Source organism: Rhizobacter sp. P1_G5 (assembly GCF_056405435.1).
Map to the genome: position 1 here is coordinate 1 of NZ_JBFUCB010000050.1, position 18,253 is coordinate 18,253.

The window sequence follows — 18,253 nt, forward strand, 5'->3', positions numbered from 1 at the left end:
GCCTATGTGCGCGGCGACCTGGGCGGCGTGCGCAACTTCCGCTTCTTCCGCGAGCCGCAGCCGCTGCGCGACCCGACCACCAACGAGGTGCTGGGCTACGAGGCCTTCTACCTCGGCACCGGCGAGCTGATCCGCCAGGGCGACACCAGCGGCACCGCGCGTGCCGACGACATCGTTCCCGACACCTTCATGCTGACCAGCATCCGCCAGGAAGTGCGCGTCGGCGACAAGCTGTCGCCGGTTCCGCCGCGCGAATTCCAGAACTACATCCCGCGCGCGCCGCAGTCGCCGATCACCGGCCAGATCGTCTCGGTGTACGGCGAGGCCGTGGCGGCCGGCCAGAACCAGATCGTGTCGCTGAACAAGGGCGCGCGCGACGGGCTCGAGAAGGGCAACGTGCTGGCGCTGTGGAAGGACGGCCCGCGCACCGTCGACAAGACCGAGAAGGGCACGCCGGCGATCAAGCTGCCGGACGAGCGCCATGGTTTCCTGTTCGTCTTCCGCGTGTTCGACCGCATGTCGTATGCGCTGATCCTGTCGGTGCAGGAACCGGTCCGCCGCGGCGACCGCTTCACGCAACCCTGATCGCCATCCGCTGATCGCGACCGCAGCGTTGTCAAGCGGTCGCCGGTCGGTCGACCGGCATGGGTGCTTCCCCCGCGTTCCACGAGTCCGTCCCGATCGATGATTGGGCGGACTGGGTTCGGGTGGTCGAAACCCCCGGCATGGGGCGCGAGGCGGCTCGCAAGCTGCTGGCCGCCTTCGGGTCACCTGCGGCCGTGCTGCAGGCCGGCTCAGCCGCTCGCCGGCACGTCGTCGAGCCTGCCATCGCGGATGCGCTGGAGGACCTGCCCGCCGGGCTTGCCGACCTGCTGGACAGGACGCGCCGCTGGCTCGCGGCGTCATCCGCCGAGGCGCCGCGCCGCATCGTCACGCTGGGCGACCCTCGCTACCCGGCCGCCCTGCTGCAGACCGCCGACCCGCCGCTGATGCTCTATGCCGAAGGGCGCATCGAGCTGCTGGCCGCCCCGTGCGTGGCCATCGTCGGGAGCCGGCAGGCGACGATCCAGGGTCTCGCGAATGCAAAAGCCTTCGCCCAGGCGCTGGGCGAGGCCGGCATGACCGTGGTGTCGGGGCTGGCCCAGGGCATCGATGGCGCCGCCCACGAAGGGGCGCTGCAGGGGCCGTCGAGCACCATCGCGGTGGTCGGCACCGGCCTGGACCAGGTCTTCCCGAAACGCCATGCCGCCCTGGCGAAACGCATTGGCGTCGAAGGGCTGATGCTGAGCGAATACGCGCTGGGCATGCCGCCGCTCGCGCACAACTTCCCGCAGCGCAACCGCATCATCGCCGGCCTGTCGCGCGGCACGCTGGTCGTCGAGGCGGCGCTGCAATCGGGGTCGCTGATCAGCGCCCGGCTCGCCAGCGAGGCGGGTCGCGAGGTGTTCGCGATTCCCGGCTCGATCCATTCGCCGCAGTCTCGCGGCTGCCACGGGCTCATCAAGCAGGGCGCCAAGCTGGTCGAGAGTGCGGCCGATGTGCTCGAGGAGTTCCAGCTCCAGCACCCGGGTGATATTGGGATGGCGGCTGGAGCGAAGGCCGACGTGGGCGTTGACTCCGGCAGCATCCCCGACGATGCCGTCATGGCGGCGCTCGGCTTCGAGCCCGTCACGCTGGACGCGCTGGTCGCACGCACCGGATGGTCGGCGCAGCAGCTCAACATCCGCCTGCTGGAGCTGGAATTGGAAGGCCGCGTGAGCCGGCTTCCGGGCCAGCTGTTTCAGAGGGTTTCAGCCGCCTGAGCCACCCCGGACCCAGGGCTTTTTGCCAGTCATGCAGCAGTGACCGTGCGGTATAGTGGGTTCATGTTCGACGTGCTTGTCTACCTGTACGAAAACTACTGGCGGCCGGACGCATGCCCGGACCACGCCCAACTGACACGCAAGCTGTCAGCGATGGGCTTCGAGTCCGATGAGATCGAAGAGGCGCTGTCCTGGCTCGACGGCCTGGCGACGGCAGCGCAGTCGTACGGCGGCGAGCAGGGCGCCGACAGCCTTCGCGTCTACACACCCACCGAGCAGGAGCATCTGGGCGAGGCGTCCATCGGCTTCGTCAGCTTCCTCGAATCGGCCGGCGTGCTGCCGCCGCCGATGCGTGAGATGGTCATCGATCGCGCGACGGCGATTTCCGGCGGACCGGTCGACCTCGAAGACCTGAAGATCATCGTGCTGATGGTGTTCTGGAGCCTGGGCGAAGAACCCGATGCGCTGATCCTGGACGAGTTGTTCGTCGACGAGGCGGATCGGTTGATCCACTGACTGCCCACTCACTCCACCAACAAAAAAGCCACCGGACGCGGTGGCTTTTTTGTTGGCGGGCCGGGAGGGATCAGTTCAACAACCGGCTCGGATCGACATCGAGCTTGGCCAGCGCGCTGCGCGTGGCCCGCACGGTCAGCGATTCATCCTGCGCCGGCACCAGCAGGCCGGCCTGCAGGAAGGCCGCCAGGCGGTGCTGCTGGAACAGGATGCCGCGCCCATGCGGCGACACGAACAGCGCCAGCTGGCGGCGCAGGCCCTGCCAGGCGAGCTGCACGGCCTCGTTGCGATTGCGGTAGTCGAGCATGTACCAGCCGCCGACCTGCAGCTCGCGCGCCCAGGTCAGCATCGCCGGCGTCGGCATCGAGCCGCCTTCGCCGACCACCTCGAGCTCGGCGCTCTCGTGGCCCGACAGGTCCAGCACCATCGCCTCGTCGATGTCGACATCGGCCGATTCCGGCAGCATTTCCTCGAGGGTCTCGAGGCGGACCATCAGTTCCTCGAGCCGCTCCTGCGGGATCGCGGCCGTCTTCGCGGTGAACGCCGCGGCGAGCGAGTTGTTCAGCCGCTGGATGTGCTCGTCCTGGCGCTCCGGCGAGACGCCGGCGTGGTCCATGCCTTCGCGCAGCGTCTTCAGCAGCGGCGGCAGGCGGCGGATCACTTCGGCGCGTTCCTCGCGGGAGACCTTCGCGCTCGCCGACCAGATCAGGTCGGCCGCGGCGCGCTTCATCGTCTTCGTCTCGGTGCCCTGCGCGCCGCTCTTCACCGCGGTCATCGCCATCACGTCGGCCCAGACCTGGAACAGGAAGTCGCGCACGCCTTCCTGCACCGGCACCTCGTTGAGCATCTTGCGCAACTCGATCGTGTACTGGATCGCGAGCGTCTCGCGCTGCTCGACCTGCTGGGCCAGCGAGACGCCCTTGCGGGTCGCCTCGTTCTCGTTCTGGAAATAGTTCTCGAGGAACTTCTCGAACTCGGTCAGCACGGTCTGGAACACCCGGCGCCCGGTATCCGGGTACGCCTCGACGACCTGCACGACGCGCTTGATCTCGCGCTCCAGCGCATCGCCGACGGCGCGGCTGGTGGAGTCGAAGCCCATCACGCAGGCCCCCATGCGATCGATCAGCCGGCGCGCCGGGTGGTCGACGGTCGCGAAGAAGTCGGGCTCGCTGACGGCCACCCGCAGCACCGGCATCTGCAGCCGGGCGAACCAGACCCGCACGACGGCAGGGATGCGCTCCTCGGTCAGGATGCTCTGGAACAGCAGCGCGACGATCTCGATCGTGGCGCGCTCGACCGGCGTCGACGCGGCCTTCTTCAGCGCCTGCTTGCGCTGGTGCAGTTCCTCGAGCAGGGCCGGGGTGCTGACCTGGCCGGGCGAGGTGCGCGGGGAATCGGGCGAGCCCGATCCGAGGCGCCGCTGGATGCCTTGCTGGGCGTCCGTGATCGCGGCCCGCAGCTCGGGCGAGGCCGAATTCATCGGTGCCGTGCGGCTGAAATCGGGGAGCTGCCGGCCGATCAGGCGGTTCAGGCGTCCGAGCACCGCCTCGGCGTGGTCGGACCCGCGGGCGAAGCCGCCGGCCCGGGTCATCATGCGGGTTTCCTCGCCGACGCCGGTGCGGCCGAAGCCGGTGCCTGCCGGCGATGCGACGGTTGCCGGCCCGCCGGAGGCTCCACCGCCGCCGGCAGCGCCCTGGCCATTGCGCGTGCGCCGGATGAACGGCCGCAGATCGACGTCGGGCAACACGCCCTTCTGCACCAGCCAGCGGTTGGTCTCGTGATACGCCTCTTCGGCGAAATGCGCGAATTCCTCGTGGATCACGCCCTGCAGCGTGCGCCACAGGTCATGGTTGAGCGAGGCCCCGCGCCAGGCGGCGGTGACGATGCGGGCCAGTACATGGGGGCGCAGCACGTCGTTGGTGTCGAGTTCGTCGCGGCGTTCCATCGCCGACATGCGCGAGCGCAGGTCGGTGAACTCCCACGACGACTTGTCCATCATCGCCAGCGCCAGCCGCGAACTGAGGATCTCGACCTCGATGGTGTCGTCGTCGACCAGCGTCATGCTGGCCGCGCGACCGGGCAGCGGCAGGTCGCCGGGGCGCGATGCCGACACCATGCCGTTGCCGAGCGAGGCACGCAGCGCCGTCGTCATGCCGCTGACCCACAACGGCGCGGCGCGGCGCAGATCGGCCGCCGCATCGCGGCGCTTGTACTGGATCCCGTGCTCGGCCGTCTGGGCGGCCAGCAACCGGGCGCCTTCCTCGACAGCCTGGACGATGCCGGGCACGCCGTAGAGGAGCCGCTCGACGTAGGAGCGGCGCGCCTGGGCGGCCAGGGCCAACGAATCGGCGGCGGTCGCCATGAAGGTGTCGGATAGCGATCGAGTGGGGGAAGTCCTTACTCTACACCACCGCTCCGGCGTTCGGATCGTCCGGATCGGTCTCTTTGACCGTCGCTTTCATCAGGTCTTCACGCTTCACGCCCAGCCACATCGCGATGGCGGCGGCCACGAAAACCGACGAGTAGATGCCGAACAGGATGCCGATCGTCAGCGCCACGGCGAAGTAGTGCAGCGTCTGGCCGCCGAAGATCAGCATCGACAGCACCATCATCTGGGTGCTGCCGTGCGTGATGATGGTGCGGCTCATCGTGCTGGTGATCGCGTGGTCGATGACCTCGGGCGTCGTCATCTTGCGGTACTTGCGGAAGGCCTCGCGGATCCGGTCGAAGATCACGACCGATTCGTTGACCGAGTAGCCGAGCACCGCGAGCACGGCCGCCAGCACCGACAGGCTGAACTCCCACTGGAAGAACGCGAAGAAGCCCAGGATGATGATCACGTCGTGCAGGTTGGCGACGATCGCGGCGACCGAGAACTTCCACTCGAAGCGGAAGGCGAGGTACAGCATGATCCCGGCGATCACGAAGACCAGCGCCTTGGCGCCGTCCTCGGCCAGTTCGCGACCGACCTGCGGGCCGACGAACTCGTTGCGGCGCAGCGATACCGGCTCCGCGTCCCCGACCTTGCAGACCGGGCGCGACACGGCCTCGCCCTTGTCGCTGACCGACTGCAGCGTCGACACCGTGCCGTTCTCGGCCTTGCACAGCGCACCGAACACCCGCTCGACGACCACGTCCTGCTTGATGTCCGTCCGCACCGGCAGGCGGATCAGCACGTCGCGCGCGCTGCCGAAGTTCTGCACCTGGGCCTCGCCCAGCTGCAGGCCTTCGACGATGCCGCGCACCCGGTTGATGTCGGCCGACTGCGAATAGGCGGTCTCGATCAGCGTGCCGCCGGTGAACTCGACCGACAGGTGCAGCCCGCGGGTCGCGAGGAAGAACACCGCCGCCAGGAAGGTCAGCAGCGACACGACGTTGAACACCAGCGCATGCCGCATGAACGGGATGTCGCGCTTGATCCGGAAGAATTCCATGGAATTGCCTGCTAGTTCGGGTGTTGCGTGGGTCAGCCTTGCGGCTGGTCGCCCGGCGTGGCCGGTGCGCCCTGCGGGCGCCAGACCTGGCCGATCGACACGCTCTTGAGCTTCTTCTTGCTGCCGTACCAGAGGTTCACGAGGCCGCGCGAGAACATCACCGCCGAGAACATCGACGTGAGGATGCCCAGGCAGTGCACCACGGCGAAGCCCTTGATCGGGCCGGAGCCGAAGGCCAGCAGCGCGACGCCGGCGATCAGCGTGGTGACGTTGGAGTCGAGGATGGTCGCGAACGCACGCTCATAGCCGGCGTGGATCGCCGCCTGCGCCGATGCGCCGTTGCGCAGTTCCTCGCGCACCCGCTCGTTGATCAGCACGTTGGCGTCGATCGCCATGCCCAGCGTCAGCGCGATGGCGGCCACGCCCGGCAGTGTCAGCGTGGCCTGCAGCATCGACAGCACCGCCACCAGCAGCAGCAGGTTGAACGCGAGCGCCAGCGTCGAGAACACGCCGAACAGCAGGTAGTAGCAGCACATGAACAGCGCGATCAGGGCAAAGCCGCCCATCACGCTGTGGAAGCCCTTGGCGATGTTGTCGGCGCCGAGCGTCGGGCCGATCGTGCTCTCCTCGATGATGTCCATCGGCGCAGCCAGCGAGCCGGCGCGCAGCAGCAGCGCGGTGTCGGTGGCCTCGGACGGCGTCATCGAGCCGGAGATCTGGAAGCGGTTGCCGAGCTCGCCCTGGATCACCGGCGCGGTCACGACCTCGCCCTTGCCCTTCTCGAACAGGATGATCGCCATGCGCTTGCCGATGTTGTCGCGCGAGGTGTCGCGCATGATGCGCGCGCCCTTCGCATCGACGGTCAGGTCGACCTTCGGCTGCTGGGTCTGGCTGTCGAAGCCGGGTTGCGCATCGGTCAGGCTGTCGCCGGTCAGCACGACGTTGCGCTTGACGATGATCGAGCGGCCGCCACGTTCGGTGAAGCGCTCGGTGCCGAACGGCACCGGTCCGTTGCCGGCCGCCGCCGAATTGGCTTCGGCGCTGTCGTCGACCATGCGCAGCTCGAGGGTCGCGGTGCGGCCGAGGGTCTGCTTGGCGCGCGCGGTGTCCTGCACGCCCGGCAGCTCGACGACCACGCGGTCGACGCCCTGCTGCTGGATCACCGGTTCGGCGAYGCCCAGTTCGTTGACGCGGTTGTGCAGCGTCGTGATGTTCTGCTTGATCGCGGCGTCCTGGACCAGGCGGGCGGCCGCCGGCTTCAGCACGCCGGACATGCGGACCTCGGTGCCGTCGGGCGTCTCGGTCCACTGCAGGTCGGGCAGCTGTTCGGTCAGCAGCGCGCGCGCCGCATTCACCGTCTCGCGGTCACGGAAGCGCACCTCGACGGTGTTGCCGTCGCGCGAGATGCCGGCGTGGCGCAGGTTCTTGTCGCGCAGCAGCGTGCGGATGTCGCCGGTCAGCGCCTCGGCCTTCTTGGTCAGCGCCGACTTCATGTCGACCTGCATCAGGAAGTGCACGCCGCCACGCAGGTCCAGGCCCAGGTACATCGGCAGCGCACGGATCGCGGTCAGCCAGTGCGGCGAGCGCGACAGCAGGTTCAGCGCGACGACGTAGCTCGGGTCGTTCGGGTCCGGGTTCAGTGCATTGGCGATCGCTACCTTGGCCTTGCCCTGGGTGTCGACGTCGCCGAAGCGGGCGCGCACCGAGTTGCCGTCGAACTCGACGAAGTCGGACTGGATGCCGGCCGCGGCCAGCGCCTGCGACACGCGCTGCGTCATCGACGCATCGAGCTTCAGCGTCGGCTTGCCGCTGCTGACCTGCACGGCCGGCGCTTCGCCGAACACATTGGGCAGCGTGTACAGCAGGCCGACCACCAGCGCGATCCCGAGGATCGCGTACTTCCACCACGGATAGCGATTCATGGCACCCTGCTTACTTGACCGTGCCCTTGGGCAGCACTTGCACGATGGAGCTGCGCTGCACCTGCACCTCGACGCCGGTGGCGATCTCGACGTGGATGAAGGTCTCGCCGAGCTTGGAGACCTTGCCGAGCAGGCCGCCCGCGATCACGACCTCGTCGCCCTTGGCGACGGCCTCGATCATCGCCTTGTGCTCCTTCTGCCGCTTCATCTGCGGGCGGATCATCACGAAGTACATCACCACGAACAGCAGCACGAACGGCAGCATGCCGGTGATGCCGCCACCGAACGGCGACTGGGCGCCTGCAGCGGGAGCGGCCTGGGCAAAAGCTTCGGAAATGAACACGTGAGAATCCTCAGTGGACGCCCCTGCGTGCCAGACGGCCCCGGGGCAGAAATGAAAAGTCCGCGATTGTAGGTTGTGGCGCGCGGGCAAAGTCCTGGTGCCGCACCCGGTTTCTTTTGCCGGCCCGGGTTGACACGGGTTTCAGAAATCCCCCATAATCCGCAGCTTCGCCGAAACGCCCGTTGCACTTGTAGTGAAACGAGCCTCGGCTCCGCCCAAACCACGGGCCCAAGACTGACTGCGCTTGCGCAGTACAAGTTGGGGACAGAACATGATTCAAATGCAATCGCGGCTTGATGTCGCGGACAACACTGGCGCGAAATCCGTCATGTGCATCAAGGTGCTCGGCGGCTCGAAGCGTCGTTACGCCGGCATCGGTGACGTGATCAAGGTCAGCATCAAGGAAGCTGCGCCGCGTGGTCGCGTGAAGAAGGGCGAGGTCTACAGTGCCGTCGTCGTTCGCACCGCCAAGGGCGTTCGCCGCCAGGACGGCTCGCTGGTCAAGTTCGACGGCAACGCCGCCGTCCTGCTGAACGCCAAGCTCGAGCCGATCGGCACCCGCATCTTCGGCCCGGTCACGCGTGAACTGCGTACCGAGCGCTTCATGAAGATCGTTTCGCTCGCACCTGAAGTGCTCTGAGCTGAGACAAGTCAAAGGACGAGCCATGAACAAGATTCGTACAGGCGACGAGGTCATCGTGTTGACCGGTCGCGACAAGGGCAAGCGCGGCAAGGTCGTCGCACGTGTCGATGCTGACCACCTGACCGTCGACGGCGTGAACGTCGTCAAGAAGCACGTCAAGCCGAACCCGATGAAGGGCACCACCGGCGGCATCGTCGACAAGGTCATGCCGATCCATCAGTCGAACATCGCCATCTTCAATGCGGCGAGCGGCAAGGGTGATCGCGTGGGCATCAAATTGCTGGCTGACGGCAAGAAGGTCCGCGTGTTCAAGTCCAGCGGCGAAGAAATCAAGGCATAAGAGGTTAGCCATGGCTCGTTTGCAACAGTTTTACCGCGAGAAGGTCGTTCCCGACCTCGTGACGAAGTTCGGCTACGTCTCGACGATGCAGGTTCCCCGCATCACGAAGATCACGCTCAACATGGGCGTGAGCGAGGCGGTCTCGGACAAGAAGGTCATGGAACACGCTGTCAGCGACCTGACCAAGATTGCCGGCCAGAAGCCCGTGGTCACGAAGTCGAAGAAGGCGATCGCCGGCTTCAAGATCCGTGACGGCGTGCCCATCGGCTGCATGGTCACGCTGCGTGGCGTCCAGATGTATGAATTCCTGGACCGCTTCGTCACGATCGCGCTGCCGCGCGTTCGTGACTTCCGCGGCATCTCGGGTCGTTCGTTCGATGGCCGTGGCAACTACAACATCGGCGTCAAGGAACAGATCATCTTCCCCGAGATCGAGTACGACAAGGTCGATGCGCTGCGTGGTCTGAACATCAGCATCACGACGACTGCCAAGAGCGACGATGAAGCCAAGGCGCTCCTCGCTTCGTTCAAATTCCCGTTCAAGAACTGAGGTGGCCCGTGGCTAAGACATCCCTCATCCAGCGCGAAGAGAAGCGCGAGCGACTGGTTGCCAAGTTCGCGAAGAAGTACGCCGAGCTGAAAGCTACGGCGAACGACGCGAAGAAGTCCGACGAAGAGCGCTACGCCGCGCGCCTGGAGCTGCAGAAGCTGCCGCGCAATGCGTACCCGACGCGTCAACGCAACCGTTGCGAGCTGACCGGCCGCCCGCGTGGCACCTTCCGCAAGTTCGGCCTGGGCCGCAACAAGATCCGCGAACTCGCGTTCAAGGGCGACATCCCCGGTGTCGTCAAGGCCAGCTGGTAATCGGCAGGACGATCAGGAGATATTCGAATGAGCATGAGTGATCCTATCGCCGATCTGCTGACGCGCATCCGCAACGCACAGATGGTCCAGAAGACCTCCGTGACGATGCCGGCGTCGAAGCTGAAAGTGGCGATCACGCAAGTCCTGAAGGACGAGGGCTACATCGAGAGCTTTGCGCTGGTGGGCGAAAAGTCCAAGCCGCAGCTCGAGATCACGCTGAAGTACTACGCCGGCCGCCCGGTGATCGAGCACATCGAGCGCGTCAGCCGCCCGGGTCTGCGGATCTACAAGGGCCGCCACGACATCCCGAGCGTGATGAACGGTCTCGGTGTCGCCATCGTGACCACGCCGAAGGGCGTGATGACGGACCGCAAGGCTCGCCAGGCCGGTATCGGCGGCGAAGTGCTTTGCTACGTCGCCTAAGCAACGGAGAAGCGAAATGTCCCGCGTAGGAAAAATGCCGATCGCTCTCCCGCAAGGCGTGGATGTGTCGATCACCGCTGAGAAGATCAGCGTCAAGGGCTCGCTCGGCACGCTGGTGCGTCCGGTGAACAGCCTGGTGACCGTGAAGAACGAAGGCGGCAAGCTGCAGTTCGCACCGGCCAACGACAGCGTCGAAGCCGATGCGATGTCGGGCACGATGCGCGCGCTGGTGGCCAACATGGTCAACGGCGTGAGCAAGGGTTTCGAGAAGAAGCTGACGCTGGTCGGCGTGGGCTTCCGCGCCCAGGCTGCCGGCACCAAGCTGAACCTGCAGATCGGGTTCTCGCACCCGGTGTCGAAGGACATGCCGACCGGCATCAAGGTCGAGTGCCCGACGCAGACCGAAATCATCATCAAGGGTTCCGATCGCCAAGCCGTTGGCCAGATCGCCGCTGAAGTCCGCGCGATCCGCCCGCCCGAGCCCTACAAGGGCAAGGGCATCCGGTATGCCGACGAGAAGGTCTCCCTCAAAGAGACCAAGAAGAAGTAAGGAGCGACGACATGTTGAACAAAAAAGATCAGCGCATTCGCCGCTCCCGCCAGACCCGTGCACGCATCGCGGTCCAACGCGTGGCGCGCCTGACGGTCTTCCGCACCAACCTGCACATCTACGCCAGCGTCATTTCCGACGACGGCCAGAAGGTGCTGGCCAGCGCCTCGACCGCCGAAGCCGACGTCCGCAAGGAACTGGGCGCTTCGGGCAAGGGTGGCAACGTGGCTGCTGCCACCGTCATCGGCAAGCGCATCGCCGAGAAGGCGAAGGCTGCGGGCATCGAGAAGGTGGCGTTCGACCGCGCCGGTTTCGCATACCACGGCCGCATCAAGGCGCTGGCAGACGCGGCTCGCGAAGCCGGCCTGCAGTTCTGATGCCCCCGGGCATCTGAGAATCGGCGAAGACAAGGAATTCGACAATGGCAAAGTTTCAACCCCGCGCGCAGGCCGAAGGCAACGACGACGGCCTGAAGGAAAAGATGATCGCGGTCAACCGCGTCACCAAGGTCGTCAAGGGTGGTCGCACGCTGAGCTTCGCGGCTCTGACCGTGGTCGGTGACGGCGATGGCCGCATCGGCATGGGCAAGGGCAAGGCGAAGGAAGTTCCGGTCGCCGTGCAGAAGGCGATGGAATCCGCCCGTCGCAACATGGTCAAGGTCTCGCTGAAGAACGGCTCGATCCACCACAAGGTGATCGGTGAGCACGGTGCTTCGCGCGTCCTGATGGCACCGGCCAAGCCGGGTGACGGCATCATCGCCGGCGGCCCGATGCGCGCGGTGTTCGAAGTGATGGGCGTCACCGACATCGTCTGCAAGAGCCTCGGTTCGACCAACCCGTACAACCTCGTTCGCGCCACGCTGAATGCCCTCAAGCATGTCAGCACGCCGGCTGAGATCGCCGCCAAGCGTGGCCTGACCGTCGAGCAGATCCTCGGCTGAACGGCACGCGGAGAAACATCATGGCTGACAAGAAAACCGTCAAGATCAAGCTGGTCCGCAGCATCGCCGGCACGCGCGAATCGCATCGCGCGACCGTGCGCGGCCTGGGCCTGCGCAAGCTGAACAGCGAATCGACGCTGGAAGACACGCCGGCAGTGCGCGGCATGATCACCAAGGTCCAGTACCTGGTCAAAGTGCTCTGAGCCGAGGAACGAACATGGAACTGAACAACATCAAGCCCGCCGCGGGCGCCAAGCATGCCAAGCGCCGTGTCGGCCGTGGCATCGGCTCCGGCCTGGGCAAGACGGCCGGTCGCGGCCACAAGGGCCAGAAATCGCGTTCGGGCGGCTACCACAAGGTCGGCTTCGAAGGCGGCCAGATGCCGCTGCAACGTCGCCTGCCGAAGCGCGGCTTCAAGTCGGCGCTGCTGAAGTACAACGCCGAGATCACGCTGTCCGACCTCGAGGTGCTGGCCACCAATGAAGTCGACGTGCTGACGCTGAAGCAGGCGGGCCTCGTCGGCCAGCTGGCCAAGGTGGTCAAGGTCGTCAAGACCGGCGAGCTGACCAAGAAGGTCGTGCTCAAGGGCATCGGCGCGACCGCCGGCGCGAAGGCTGCGATCGAGGCCGCTGGCGGCTCGGTGGCGTAAGCCTTTTCATCAACACCTACGGGACGCGCTTCAGTGGCAACCAACGCGAATCAGCTGGCCAAGAGCGGCAAGTTCGGCGACCTCCGTCGCCGGCTCGTCTTCCTGGTGTTGGCGCTCGTCGTGTACCGCATCGGCGCGCACATCCCGGTGCCGGGCATCGATCCGAACCAACTGCAGCAGCTCTTCAAGGGCCAGCAGGGCGGGATCCTGAGCCTGTTCAACATGTTCTCGGGTGGGGCCCTGTCCCGCTTCACGGTGTTCGCGCTGGGCATCATGCCGTACATCTCGGCGTCGATCATCATGCAGTTGATGACCTACGTGGTGCCGAGCCTGGAGGCGCTGAAGAAGGAAGGTGAGTCGGGCCGTCGCAAGATCACGCAGTACACGCGCTACGGCACGCTGGGTCTCGCGATCTTCCAGTCGCTGAGCATTGCGCTGGCGCTCGAGGGCCAGGCGGGTCTGGTCGTCTCCCCCGGCATCGGCTTCCGTCTGACGGCGGTCGTGAGCCTGGTGGCCGGCACGATGTTCCTGATGTGGCTCGGTGAGCAGATCACCGAACGCGGCCTGGGCAACGGCATCTCGATCCTGATCTTCGGTGGCATCGCGGCCGGCCTGCCGAACGCGATCGGCGGCTTGCTCGAGCTGCGCAACACCGGGGCGATGAGCGTGCTGGTCCTGCTGTTCATCCTGCTCGTTATCGCGGCGGTGACCTATGCGGTGGTGTTCGTCGAGCGAGGCCAGCGCAAGATCCTCGTGAACTATGCGAAGCGCCAGGTCGGCAACAAGGTCTACGGCGGCCAGTCGTCGCACCTGCCGCTGAAGCTGAACATGTCGGGCGTGATCCCGCCGATCTTCGCGTCGTCGATCATCCTGCTGCCGGCCACCGTGGTGAGCTGGTTCGCGACGGGCGAAAGCCTGCGCTGGCTGAAGGACCTGGCCGGCCTGCTGTCTCCGGGCCAGCCGATCTACGTGATGCTGTATGCCGCGGCGATCGTGTTCTTCTGCTTCTTCTACACGGCGCTGGTGTTCAACAGCCGTGAGACGGCAGACAACCTGAAGAAGAGCGGCGCGTTCATTCCGGGCATCCGCCCGGGCGACCAGACGGCCAAGCACATCGACCGCATCCTGTCCCGCCTGACGCTGGCCGGTGCGATCTACATCACGCTGGTCTGCCTGCTGCCCGAATTCCTGGTGCTGAAGTACAACGTGCCGTTCTATTTCGGCGGGACCTCGCTGCTGATCATCGTGGTCGTCACGATGGACTTCTGGGCGCAGGTGCAGTCTTATGTGATGAGCCAGCAGTACGAGTCGCTGCTGAAGAAAGCGAATTTCAAGGCCAGCTGAGGCTGGTGATCGGCGAAGACAGTCACGAAACCGACAGGCATGGCGAAAGACGACGTCATTCAGATGCAAGGCGAGATTCTGGAGAATCTGCCGAATGCCACGTTTCGTGTGAAGTTGGAAAACGGGCACATCGTGCTGGGCCATATCTCCGGAAAAATGCGGATGCACTACATCCGCATCCTTCCCGGCGACAAGGTGACAGTCGAGTTGACGCCTTACGATTTGACGCGGGCCCGCATCGTGTTCCGGGCCAAGTGATTGTTCGGAACACGACGAGTTTGAATCAGGAAGCGCTCTGAAAGGGCCTAGGAGAAGAGTATGAAAGTTGCAGCATCGGTCAAGAAGATGTGCCGGAATTGCAAGGTCATCCGTCGCAAGGGCGTTGTGCGCGTGATCTGCACGGATCCGCGCCACAAGCAGCGCCAAGGCTGAACCTGGCCTTCGACGACAAGCGAATAGAGGAAGCTCATGGCACGTATTGCTGGTATCAACATTCCGCCCCAGAAACACGCTGAGATCGGCCTGACGGCGATCTACGGCATCGGTCGCAGCACCGCGCAGAAGATCTGCGCCGCCTGCAGTGTCCCGTTCGATCGCAAGATCAAGGACCTGACCGACACCGACCTGGAGAAGATCCGGGAAGAAATCGGCCGCATGACGATCGAGGGCGACCTGCGCCGCGAGATGTCCATCAACATCAAGCGACTGATGGACCTCGGCTGCTACCGCGGCTTCCGTCATCGCCGTGGCCTGCCGGTTCGCGGCCAGCGCACGAAGACGAATGCGCGCACTCGCAAGGGCCCGCGCAAGTCCGGCGCCCTGGTCAAGAAGTGATTTGAGAGAAGGTCGATATGGCTAAAGCACCGAATACCGCTGCCCAGCGTGTGCGCAAGAAGGTCCGCAAGAATGTTGCGGACGGCATCGCCCACGTTCACGCATCGTTCAACAACACGATCATCACGATCACCGATCGTCAGGGCGGCGCGCTGTCCTGGGCGTCGAGCGGTGGCCAAGGCTTCAAGGGTTCGCGCAAATCGACGCCCTTCGCAGCCCAGGTGGCGGCTGAAGTCGCAGGTCGTGCTGCCCAGGAACAGGGCATCAAGAACCTCGACGTGCGGATCAAGGGCCCCGGCCCGGGTCGTGAATCGTCGGTGCGTGCCCTGGCTTCGCTGGGCATCCGCATCAACTCGATTTCCGACGTGACGCCGGTGCCGCACAACGGCTGCCGTCCGCAGAAGCGTCGTCGCATCTGATCGCTGAAGTTTTTCTCGTCGCCGGCGGGTGCCCAGCACCGCGCCGGCGCATTCGTTAGGCCGACAGGCCTCAAGCCCACCGTCCGAGCGCCCAGAACAACACTCGCCGGACTCGCATGAGCTTCAGGAGAAGCCCATGTCAGATTGACCAAAGGAAGCAACGTGGCACGTTATCTTGGCCCCAAGGGCAAACTCKCCCGCCGTGAAGGCACCGACCTGTTCCTGAAGAGYGCMCGTCGCGCCATCGGTGACAAGGTCAAGTTCGACAGCAAGCCCGGCCAGCATGGCCGCACCTCCGGCTCGCGCACCTCCGACTTCGGCCTGCAACTGCGCGAGAAGCAGAAGGTCAAGCGCATGTACGGCGTGCTGGAACGTCAGTTCCGCCGCTATTTCGCCGAGGCCGAGCGCCGCAAGGGCAACACCGGCGCCAACCTGCTGCTGCTGCTGGAATCGCGCCTGGACAACGTCGTCTACCGCATGGGCTTCGGCTCGACCCGTGCCGAAGCGCGCCAGCTGGTGTCGCACAAGGCGATCACGGTGAACGGTGCCACGGTCAACATCGCGTCGTACCTGGTCAAGGCCGGCGACACAGTGGCCGTGCGCGACAAGTCGAAGAAGCAGCTGCGCATCACCGACTCGGTCAAGCTGGCCGAATCGCAAGGCATGCCGAACTGGGTGCAGGTCGATGCGAGCAAGCTGGAAGGCGTGTTCAAGAAGGCGCCGGACCGCGACGAATTCGGCGCGGACATCAAGGAAGCGCTGATCGTTGAACTGTATTCGCGTTGATGCCCGTGCCGGCCACGCCGACGTCGCCCCCGTGGGCGGCGCGGGGTGGCCCGTCCGCGTTTCGCGAATCGCTCGATTTCCCTGGTGCGGCCGTGGCACCCGCCGTGGCCGTTGGTCCCTCAGCCTTATCGGTGTAACGAACCGAGGGTATTGAAAGAAAGACCTCATGCAAACAAATCTGCTCAAACCCAAAGCCATCAATGTGGAGCCGCTGGGCGGCAACCGCGCCAAGGTCACGCTCGAACCGTTCGAGCGCGGCTACGGCCACACGCTGGGCAACGCGCTGCGCCGCGTGCTGCTGTCGTCGATGGTGGGGTATGCGCCGACCGAAGTGACGATCGCCGGCGTGCTCCACGAGTACTCGACCGTCGACGGCGTGCAGGAAGACGTGGTTCACATCATGCTGAACCTGAAGGGCGTCGTGTTCCGCCTGCACAACCGCGACGAAGTGACGCTGGTGCTGCGCAAGGAAGGTGAAGGCCCCGTCACCGCCGGCGACATCCAGACGCCGCACGACGTGGAAATCATCAACCCGGATCACGTCATCGCCCACCTGTCGCAAGGCGGCAAGCTGGACATGCAGATCAAGGTCGAGAAGGGCCGCGGCTATGTGCCGGGCACGCTGCGCCGCTACGGCGACGAGCCGACCAAGTCGATCGGCCGCATCGTGCTGGACGCTTCGTTCTCGCCGGTCGCCCGCGTCAGCTACACGGTCGAGAGCGCCCGCGTCGAGCAGCGCACCGACCTGGACAAGCTGGTGATGGAGATCGTCACGAACGGCGCGATCACGCCGGAAGAGGCGATCCGCGCGTCGGCGAAGATCCTGGTGGAACAGCTGGCCGTGTTCGCGCAGCTGGAAGGCAGCGAGATCGCCGCGTTCGACCAGCCGGCCCAGCGCAGCACGCAGTTCGACCCGATCCTGCTGCGCCCGGTCGACGAGCTCGAGCTGACGGTGCGTTCGGCCAACTGCCTGAAGGCCGAGAACATCTACTACATCGGCGACCTGATCCAGCGCACCGAGACCGAGCTGCTGAAGACCCCGAACCTGGGTCGCAAGTCGCTGAACGAAATCAAGGAAGTGCTCGCCTCGCGTGGTCTCACGCTGGGCGCACGCCTGGAGAACTGGCCCCCGCAGGGCCTGGACAAGCGGTAACGCTTCGCCGACAGGAAAGACGGCCTGAAGGCCGTCATCGGATGACGAACGCGCCTGGCGCGTTCGATCGTGCAACCCCTCAGTACCTCGTACGGCTGGGGGCTCATAAGTTAGTCAAGAAAGGAAAGCACCATGCGTCACCGTAACGGACTTCGCAAACTCAACCGCACGTCGGAGCACCGCGCCGCGATGCTGCGCAACATGTGCAACTCGCTGCTGCAGCACGAAGCGATCAAGACCACGGTCCCGAAGGCCAAGGAACTGCGCCGTGTCGTCGAGCCGCTGATCACGCTGGCCAAGGAGCCGACGCTGGCGAACCGCCGCCTCGCCTTCGACCGCACGCGCGACCGCGATATCGTCACGAAGCTCTTCAACGAACTGGGCCCGCGCTACAAGGCGCGCCCGGGCGGCTACACCCGCATCCTGAAGATGGGCTTCCGCGTCGGCGACAACGCACCGATGGCCTTCGTCGAGCTGGTCGACCGCCCGGAAGTGGCCGACGAAGCGGCAACCGACAACGCCTGAGCGGCAGCGCCTGAAAAGGCGCACTGGATCGAAGGGCCGGTGATTCCGATCACCGGCCCTTTTTCATGGGCGATGGCACACTGCGCGGCATGGCCGAGCCGATCTTCCGCATCTCCCACCTGCACAAGAAATTCGGCACCAACACCGTCGTCGACGATCTCTCGCTGGAGATCCAGGCGGGCGAATGCCTCGGCGTGATCGGCCCGAACGGCGCCGGCAAGACCACCACGATCCGCATGTGCCTGGGCCTGGTCGGGCCGGACGCCGGCGAGGTGCACGCGTTCGGGCTGCCGATTCCGCAGCAGGTGCGCGAGGCCAAGAAGCGGATCGGCGTCGTCACGCAGTTCGACAGCCTCGATCCCGATTTCACGTGCGCCGAGAACCTGCGCGTCTATGGCCGCTACTTCGGCCTGCCGAAGGCGACGATCGAGGCGCGCATCCCGAAGCTGCTGGAGTTCGCCTCGCTGCAATCGAAGGCCGATGCGAAGCCCGGCGAGCTGTCCGGCGGGATGAAGCGGCGCCTGAGCCTCGGCCGTGCGCTGATCAACGACCCCGACCTGCTGCTGCTCGACGAGCCGACCACCGGCCTCGATCCGCAGGCGCGGCACCTGATGTGGGAGCGGCTGCAGAACCTGCTGCAGCAGGGCAAGTCGATCCTGCTGACGACCCACTTCATGGACGAGGCCGAGCGCCTGTGCGATCGCCTGCTGGTGCTGGACCACGGCCGCAAGATCGCCGAGGGCACGCCGCGCGGCCTGATCAACGA

At 65.6% G+C, this 18,253-nt stretch carries 25 protein-coding genes and 1 pseudogene; 22 read left to right on the forward strand and 4 right to left on the reverse strand.

The window, feature by feature from the left end; translation table 11 throughout:
- The 3 genes and pseudogenes from AC1D12_RS06030 to AC1D12_RS06040 form a co-directional block, all read left to right on the forward strand.
- Positions 1-585: pseudogene (locus AC1D12_RS06030) on the forward strand (LysM peptidoglycan-binding domain-containing protein); the annotation flags it as partial.
- A 59-nt stretch (positions 586-644) separates the two neighbouring features.
- Positions 645-1,802, forward strand: coding sequence for a DNA-processing protein DprA (gene dprA / locus AC1D12_RS06035; RefSeq protein WP_477825074.1), 1,158 nt, complete (start codon positions 645-647; stop codon positions 1,800-1,802).
- A 63-nt stretch (positions 1,803-1,865) separates the two neighbouring features.
- Positions 1,866-2,318, forward strand: a complete 453-nt coding sequence (locus AC1D12_RS06040; RefSeq protein WP_047507702.1) for a Smg family protein — start codon at positions 1,866-1,868, stop codon at positions 2,316-2,318.
- Positions 2,319-2,388: 70 nt separating this feature from the next.
- On the opposite strand, the gene AC1D12_RS06045 is transcribed toward AC1D12_RS06040, so the two are convergent.
- Genes AC1D12_RS06045 through yajC form a run of 4 tightly spaced genes read right to left on the reverse strand, consistent with a single transcriptional unit; the run spans position 2,389 to position 8,017 of the window.
- Positions 2,389-4,680: a DUF1631 family protein gene (locus AC1D12_RS06045; protein WP_477825075.1), complete on the reverse strand. Its 2,292-nt coding sequence runs from the start codon at positions 4,678-4,680 to the stop codon at positions 2,389-2,391.
- Between the two features lie 40 nt (positions 4,681-4,720).
- Positions 4,721-5,752: a protein translocase subunit SecF gene (secF, locus tag AC1D12_RS06050; RefSeq protein ID WP_477825076.1), complete on the reverse strand. Its 1,032-nt coding sequence runs from the start codon at positions 5,750-5,752 to the stop codon at positions 4,721-4,723.
- Positions 5,753-5,784: 32 nt separating this feature from the next.
- Positions 5,785-7,674: a protein translocase subunit SecD gene (gene secD, locus AC1D12_RS06055; protein WP_477839372.1), complete on the reverse strand. Its 1,890-nt coding sequence runs from the start codon at positions 7,672-7,674 to the stop codon at positions 5,785-5,787.
- A 10-nt stretch (positions 7,675-7,684) separates the two neighbouring features.
- Complete coding sequence (gene yajC / locus AC1D12_RS06060; RefSeq protein ID WP_047507694.1) at positions 7,685-8,017, reverse strand: preprotein translocase subunit YajC; 333 nt, start codon at positions 8,015-8,017, stop codon at positions 7,685-7,687.
- Between the two features lie 271 nt (positions 8,018-8,288).
- Between yajC and rplN the strand changes: the two genes are divergently transcribed.
- From rplN to AC1D12_RS06155, 19 genes are all read left to right on the forward strand, one after another.
- Entirely contained in the window at positions 8,289-8,657 is a 369-nt protein-coding gene (gene rplN / locus AC1D12_RS06065) for a 50S ribosomal protein L14 (protein WP_011831006.1), read from the forward strand.
- Positions 8,658-8,682: 25 nt separating this feature from the next.
- The gene (gene rplX / locus AC1D12_RS06070) at positions 8,683-9,000 is read left to right on the forward strand and encodes a 50S ribosomal protein L24 (protein ID WP_047507692.1); all 318 of its coding nucleotides are present in this window, start codon (positions 8,683-8,685) and stop codon (positions 8,998-9,000) included.
- 10 nt (positions 9,001-9,010) lie between these two features.
- Positions 9,011-9,550 (forward strand): 50S ribosomal protein L5, encoded by a 540-nt coding sequence (rplE, locus tag AC1D12_RS06075; protein WP_047507690.1) that lies wholly within the window; start codon positions 9,011-9,013, stop codon positions 9,548-9,550.
- Between the two features lie 8 nt (positions 9,551-9,558).
- The gene (gene rpsN, locus AC1D12_RS06080; protein ID WP_047507688.1) at positions 9,559-9,864 is read left to right on the forward strand and encodes a 30S ribosomal protein S14; all 306 of its coding nucleotides are present in this window, start codon (positions 9,559-9,561) and stop codon (positions 9,862-9,864) included.
- A 27-nt stretch (positions 9,865-9,891) separates the two neighbouring features.
- Positions 9,892-10,287: a 30S ribosomal protein S8 gene (rpsH, locus tag AC1D12_RS06085; protein ID WP_047507686.1), complete on the forward strand. Its 396-nt coding sequence runs from the start codon at positions 9,892-9,894 to the stop codon at positions 10,285-10,287.
- Positions 10,288-10,303: 16 nt separating this feature from the next.
- A complete protein-coding gene (rplF, locus tag AC1D12_RS06090; RefSeq protein ID WP_047507684.1) occupies positions 10,304-10,837 on the forward strand; it encodes a 50S ribosomal protein L6 in 534 nt (177 codons plus the stop codon).
- Between the two features lie 11 nt (positions 10,838-10,848).
- The gene (gene rplR, locus AC1D12_RS06095; protein ID WP_047507682.1) at positions 10,849-11,214 is read left to right on the forward strand and encodes a 50S ribosomal protein L18; all 366 of its coding nucleotides are present in this window, start codon (positions 10,849-10,851) and stop codon (positions 11,212-11,214) included.
- Between the two features lie 44 nt (positions 11,215-11,258).
- Positions 11,259-11,777 (forward strand): 30S ribosomal protein S5, encoded by a 519-nt coding sequence (rpsE, locus tag AC1D12_RS06100; RefSeq protein ID WP_047507680.1) that lies wholly within the window; start codon positions 11,259-11,261, stop codon positions 11,775-11,777.
- 20 nt (positions 11,778-11,797) lie between these two features.
- Complete coding sequence (rpmD, locus tag AC1D12_RS06105; protein WP_047507678.1) at positions 11,798-11,980, forward strand: 50S ribosomal protein L30; 183 nt, start codon at positions 11,798-11,800, stop codon at positions 11,978-11,980.
- A gap of 14 nt (positions 11,981-11,994) precedes the next feature.
- Positions 11,995-12,426 (forward strand): 50S ribosomal protein L15, encoded by a 432-nt coding sequence (gene rplO / locus AC1D12_RS06110; protein ID WP_047507676.1) that lies wholly within the window; start codon positions 11,995-11,997, stop codon positions 12,424-12,426.
- A gap of 33 nt (positions 12,427-12,459) precedes the next feature.
- Positions 12,460-13,770, forward strand: a complete 1,311-nt coding sequence (secY, locus tag AC1D12_RS06115) for a preprotein translocase subunit SecY (protein WP_047507673.1) — start codon at positions 12,460-12,462, stop codon at positions 13,768-13,770.
- Positions 13,771-13,809: 39 nt separating this feature from the next.
- Positions 13,810-14,028 (forward strand): translation initiation factor IF-1, encoded by a 219-nt coding sequence (infA, locus tag AC1D12_RS06120; protein WP_047489367.1) that lies wholly within the window; start codon positions 13,810-13,812, stop codon positions 14,026-14,028.
- 60 nt (positions 14,029-14,088) lie between these two features.
- Entirely contained in the window at positions 14,089-14,202 is a 114-nt protein-coding gene (rpmJ, locus tag AC1D12_RS06125; protein WP_011830995.1) for a 50S ribosomal protein L36, read from the forward strand.
- Positions 14,203-14,238: 36 nt separating this feature from the next.
- Positions 14,239-14,604 (forward strand): 30S ribosomal protein S13, encoded by a 366-nt coding sequence (gene rpsM, locus AC1D12_RS06130; RefSeq protein ID WP_047507671.1) that lies wholly within the window; start codon positions 14,239-14,241, stop codon positions 14,602-14,604.
- A gap of 17 nt (positions 14,605-14,621) precedes the next feature.
- Positions 14,622-15,023, forward strand: a complete 402-nt coding sequence (rpsK, locus tag AC1D12_RS06135) for a 30S ribosomal protein S11 (protein ID WP_025495798.1) — start codon at positions 14,622-14,624, stop codon at positions 15,021-15,023.
- A 162-nt stretch (positions 15,024-15,185) separates the two neighbouring features.
- Positions 15,186-15,809, forward strand: a complete 624-nt coding sequence (rpsD, locus tag AC1D12_RS06140) for a 30S ribosomal protein S4 (RefSeq protein ID WP_477839375.1) — start codon at positions 15,186-15,188, stop codon at positions 15,807-15,809.
- Between the two features lie 166 nt (positions 15,810-15,975).
- Positions 15,976-16,962, forward strand: a complete 987-nt coding sequence (locus tag AC1D12_RS06145; RefSeq protein ID WP_047507668.1) for a DNA-directed RNA polymerase subunit alpha — start codon at positions 15,976-15,978, stop codon at positions 16,960-16,962.
- Between the two features lie 132 nt (positions 16,963-17,094).
- Positions 17,095-17,487 (forward strand): 50S ribosomal protein L17, encoded by a 393-nt coding sequence (gene rplQ, locus AC1D12_RS06150; protein WP_047507665.1) that lies wholly within the window; start codon positions 17,095-17,097, stop codon positions 17,485-17,487.
- 65 nt (positions 17,488-17,552) lie between these two features.
- Positions 17,553-18,253, forward strand: a 701-nt coding sequence (locus AC1D12_RS06155) for an ATP-binding cassette domain-containing protein (RefSeq protein WP_477839377.1), incomplete at its 3' end; no start/stop codon positions are given.